This window comes from Parashewanella hymeniacidonis (assembly GCF_016900895.1).
GTDB classification, from domain to species: domain Bacteria; phylum Pseudomonadota; class Gammaproteobacteria; order Enterobacterales; family Shewanellaceae; genus Parashewanella; species Parashewanella hymeniacidonis.
On the sequence record NZ_JAFEUN010000195.1, the window covers coordinates 1 to 4,102 of the forward strand.

6 protein-coding genes and 1 tRNA gene are annotated in these 4,102 nt (G+C 39.5%); 1 reads left to right on the forward strand and 6 read right to left on the reverse strand.

The genetic code is table 11. The features are described 5' to 3' along the window. Positions 1–415: 415 nt before the first annotated feature. The 6 genes from JQC92_RS21285 to punR all read right to left on the reverse strand — a co-directional run bounded on the left by JQC92_RS21285 (position 416) and on the right by punR (position 3,560). The gene (locus tag JQC92_RS21285; RefSeq protein WP_420851338.1) at positions 416–742 is read right to left on the reverse strand and encodes a TusE/DsrC/DsvC family sulfur relay protein; all 327 of its coding nucleotides are present in this window, start codon (positions 740–742) and stop codon (positions 416–418) included. Positions 743–747: 5 nt separating this feature from the next. After that, positions 748–1,029, reverse strand: a complete 282-nt coding sequence (gene tusB / locus JQC92_RS21290; protein ID WP_205001539.1) for a sulfurtransferase complex subunit TusB — start codon at positions 1,027–1,029, stop codon at positions 748–750. Further along, a complete protein-coding gene (tusC, locus tag JQC92_RS21295; RefSeq protein ID WP_205001540.1) occupies positions 1,029–1,385 on the reverse strand; it encodes a sulfurtransferase complex subunit TusC in 357 nt (118 codons plus the stop codon). Before tusC ends, tusB begins: the two co-directional genes overlap by 1 nt. Continuing rightward, complete coding sequence (tusD, locus tag JQC92_RS21300; RefSeq protein WP_205001543.1) at positions 1,385–1,774, reverse strand: sulfurtransferase complex subunit TusD; 390 nt, start codon at positions 1,772–1,774, stop codon at positions 1,385–1,387. The genes tusC and tusD overlap by 1 nt, the downstream gene beginning before the upstream one ends. A 75-nt stretch (positions 1,775–1,849) precedes the next feature. Continuing rightward, on the reverse strand, positions 1,850–2,509 hold the full coding sequence (locus JQC92_RS21305; protein WP_205001541.1) for a Bax inhibitor-1/YccA family protein: 660 nt from the start codon (positions 2,507–2,509) through the stop codon (positions 1,850–1,852). A gap of 148 nt (positions 2,510–2,657) precedes the next feature. Continuing rightward, entirely contained in the window at positions 2,658–3,560 is a 903-nt protein-coding gene (gene punR / locus JQC92_RS21310) for a DNA-binding transcriptional activator PunR (protein WP_205001542.1), read from the reverse strand. A 189-nt stretch (positions 3,561–3,749) separates the two neighbouring features. On the opposite strand from punR, the gene JQC92_RS21315 reads away from it, so the two are divergent. Continuing rightward, positions 3,750–3,839 (forward strand) — tRNA-Ser (locus tag JQC92_RS21315). Positions 3,840–4,102: the final 263 nt, after the last annotated feature.

Sequence of the window (4,102 nt, forward strand, 5' to 3'; positions counted from 1 at the left end):
TCGTCTGTGATCTATTCGCTATTATTTTGTGATCTATTCGCTATATGTGTTGTGATCTTTCTACCTAGGTTTCCTGTGAGTAATTATTGTTGAATGTTAGGAGATCTCTGTGCGAAATGTCAGCTGTAAGAGGAATAACGTTTAACTTTGTGGGGCGGCATAGGGGATTAAAAAGGGGAAAATGCTGGAGTTTTCCCCTTTTGGCGGTGTGGAATGCAATACCACGACTTTATAAACTTCGAAGAAGTTTTGCTCTTACACAAACCAATGATGCAGCGTATCAAAAAGGCGCTGGACACCCGCTTTCGCGAGTGTGACCTAATCTCTGATGAAACTGAAGAGTTGAAAACCCACGACGTTATAAACTTCGAAGAAGTTTTAATCTCAAGAGGATAAAAGTTTCAACGATAAGAAACTAAATACATCGAGCTGGTTTCGGCAAACCCGCAATCTTAGTGGCCTGCTTAGCTGGCCCTTCAGGAAACAACTTATAAAGATACTTCGAATTGCCTTTCTCTTCACCCATAGAAAGTTTAATTGCTTTAACCAAAGCGCGAATCGCAGGGCTGGTTTTATACTCTAAATAAAACTCGCGGACAAAATTGATGACTTCCCAATGGGCGTCGGTTAACTCAACCTTATCAGCCTCTGCAATCAGCTGGGCGATGTCTTTATTCCATAATTTGAAATCTAACAAATAACCTTGTTTATCTGTCTCAATCTGCTGGTCGTTGTAAATAATCCTGCTCACCAAGTAATAACCTTTTTATGTGTAACTGTTAACTCTACAAATTGCTCGTAGCTGATTTTTTCAAAATGCTGAATTTTGGATGATAGGTTCAGTGACTCAGCATCCTCCAATAACACTTTGATGGAATGCTCTTTCAATACATGCTCATAATCTTGCTTTAATAAGCCTGTTATAGCCTCTCCAGCGAGTACGATGGTGTCATCATCCGATTTATACTCTAGGCAAAGGGCTAGGGCGTTATCTCGTACTAGCGAGGTTTGAATAAGATGTAAGTTCATTAGAATATTAAAACCTCATCAGCTTCATTAATGAGTGTGCGGATACGTTGCTGGGTCACTAATATGCAATCAATGAATAGCTCATTTTTTTCCAGCAAGTTTACGCTCAACGAATGTTCACAAACATAAACATCGTCGATATCATAAAGCGGTAACGCTTTTAAAGTAGACAGATAATCCTTGCCACCCAACAATTCAGGAGATTGACCCTTAAGTAGATTAAATACACCTTCATCAAGAAAGATAAGTTTTACGTGTTGATCAAAGCTGGCGCTGAGCATCGCTAAATCTAACGCTTCACGGCCTTTGCAATTGTATGCTGGGCTGCTTCTGAAAATAATGGTTAATTGCTTCATCAAAAGGTCACCACTTTGTCGGCTTTCTCAAGACCTGTCACCAACTCACCAATACCTGCCATAACAAAAGGCTCAGAAACATTGTATTGGGTTAAACCTTCTTCTTGCGCCTCAATTTCTGCGACAACACCACGTCGAAGTGCAGCGGATACACAACAAATCAGTTCAATGTCATATTTACGAGCTAATACTTGCCAGCTTTTGTTTACATTAAATTCATCAGATGCTGGACAAATAAGCTCATTAGCATGGCTAACGCCATCTTGATAAAAGAAAATTTTTGATACGCAGTGACCTGCTTTTAAAACGGTCTCGGTAAATTTGAGCGCACGAAAAGCGGTACTTGAACCGTAGGCAGGGCAGGTAACCTGAATTAGGAATTTCACAATATAAACAAAAATGACCCGAGTAATCGGGCCATTATAGCTTTTAGTTTATAGGGTTGCGATAACAACCTATAAAATTTAGTCGTCGTTGGCTAAACCTAACAGGTTCAAAAGACTGATGAACAAGTTGATGAAGTCTAAATACAATGAAACGGTCGCACGAATGTAGTTGGTTTCACCACCATTCACGATTCGGCTTGTGTCATATAAGATGAAGCCTGTCATTAATAATGCGATACCAGCGTTCATTGCCATGAATAGCATTCCGCTACCGACGAAGATGTTGATCAGCATTACACCAATCATGACCACTAAACCAGCAATTAAAAAGCCTCTCATGAACGAGAAGTCTTTCTTAGTCGTCAATGCATAACCAGACAGTGATACGAAAATGATAGAGGTTAAGCCTAATGCTTGCATGATCAATGATGGACCATTAGCAAACTGTAAATAGTGGTTAAGAATGTAGCCTAAAGATGCACCTTGAAGACCAGTAAATGCGAATACCCAGAAGATACCAGAAGCACCTTCAGCCTTCTTTAGCGTGACGAAAAGTAACACAAATGCACCAATCGACATGCCGATGGAAGCCCAGCGACCGATACCGATCATGGTTGCAATTGCGGCACAGACAGCTGAGAAAGCCAACGTCATTGAAAGCAACATATAAGTGTTGCGAATCATTTTATTAACAACTAGCGTGCTAGCGTCATTCGAATAAATCGTGTTTTGATTCATTTCATTTTCCTTCTGATAACGAAACGGTTTATCAACTTAGACTGGAAAGTGTCTAATTAGTTCATAATTGGTCGTTACTTTAACATTTTAGCTCACATTTATTCTATAAATGATTAATTTTTTATGTTACTTCATAGATTCATATTGCTCATGATAGCCATTGTTTATGCAGTTGCTCTGTTTCTCCAAGATAATCCAGTAACCATTGCAACGCATCAGAGGGTTTATCATTACGCCAAGCAATGCAACAAGCCTCCGAAAGAAGTGGCTGCTCCAGACTTTTTTCTTTTAAACGGCCAGCTTGGATAAACATTTCCACGAGATGTCTAGGGAAAAAGCCAATGCCTAAACCTGTGCCAACACAATTAATCGCTCTGATCCAATCTGGAACAATAATGCGCCTTTGGTTAGGTAAGCGCCATAAATCTCTTTTAGGTGTGTCTTTAGCGGTATCTTCAACGCATACGACAGGGAACTCTGCTAATGATTCATTCGTCAATGGTCTATCGATGGCTGCAAGAGGGTGTTTTGCACTTACACAGAAGGTCCACTTAACCTCTCCCATATCTCTAAACTTATAATACCCACCATTAGGAATGGCTGCAGTAGAACCTATAGCTAAATCACTTTCACCTGAAGTTAAACTTTCCCAAACACCATTGAATACTCCCATTCGGACCGCAAGCTCGACATCATCGAACTCTTTGTAAAAATCCGCAATTAATACGCTGATTTTATCAGCTCTAATTAGAGTATCAAAAGTAATAGAAAGTGTTGGTTGCCAATTATTGGCAATACGTTGAGTAGACGATTTAACGTCTTGAATTTGTTTTAGCAGTTTTCTGGCGTGACTAATAAAATGTTCACCCGCTGGCGTTAAAGTAACGCTACGATGATGTCTAATGAATAACTTGGTTCCTAAATCATCCTCAGCTTGCTTTATTGAATAACTGACTGCGGATGGTACTTTATTTAGATGATTAGCTGCAGCAGTAAAACTGCCAAGTTTAGCAACAAGATCAATAAGGCTGAGGGTAGATTCAGATAACATTAGCGCAATTCCCTGCTATGAATTATTTTCAACGATATAAACAATAGTAACTTTTGTTTGAATAATCAACGCAGTGGTTAAAGGATTACCAACTTTGAATGATTTTGTTTGAAGAATGCTCAGTTAAACAAAGTTTTTTGATATAGCGCTTTACAACAATCAAGGAAATCAGTATCTTTATCGGCGTTCGGAGGGGTGGCAGAGTGGTCGAATGCACCGGTCTTGAAAACCGGCAACGGTTTATCCCGTTCCAGGGTTCAAATCCCTGCTCCTCCGCCATCATTTAGAAAAGCCGCTCAATCGAGCGGCTTTTTGCTATTTCGGGATGCAATTAGCTATTGCGGATTTATCTCCAAAATCATGATTTTCTGCAACAAAGATTTTAATTCCACCGTGATCGGTTCCTTTTGCTTTCTTATTATATACCCATATATGGACTCTCCCCTATTTACAAGGCATTAGTTTTTGAAAAAACAGGGTTCATTGCTGTCATATATTCGGCTTATTTATCAAGAAATCTGTCTTGTAGCCTTGATGGTATC

Coding starts and splice junctions, on each gene's coding strand:
- tusB (WP_205001539.1), bottom strand. CDS start 1,029: ATGAACTTACATCTTATTCAAACCTCGCTAGTACGAGATAACGCCCTA.
- tusC (WP_205001540.1), bottom strand. CDS start 1,385: ATGAAGCAATTAACCATTATTTTCAGAAGCAGCCCAGCATACAATTGC.
- JQC92_RS21305 (WP_205001541.1), bottom strand. CDS start 2,509: ATGAATCAAAACACGATTTATTCGAATGACGCTAGCACGCTAGTTGTT.
- punR (WP_205001542.1), bottom strand. CDS start 3,560: ATGTTATCTGAATCTACCCTCAGCCTTATTGATCTTGTTGCTAAACTT.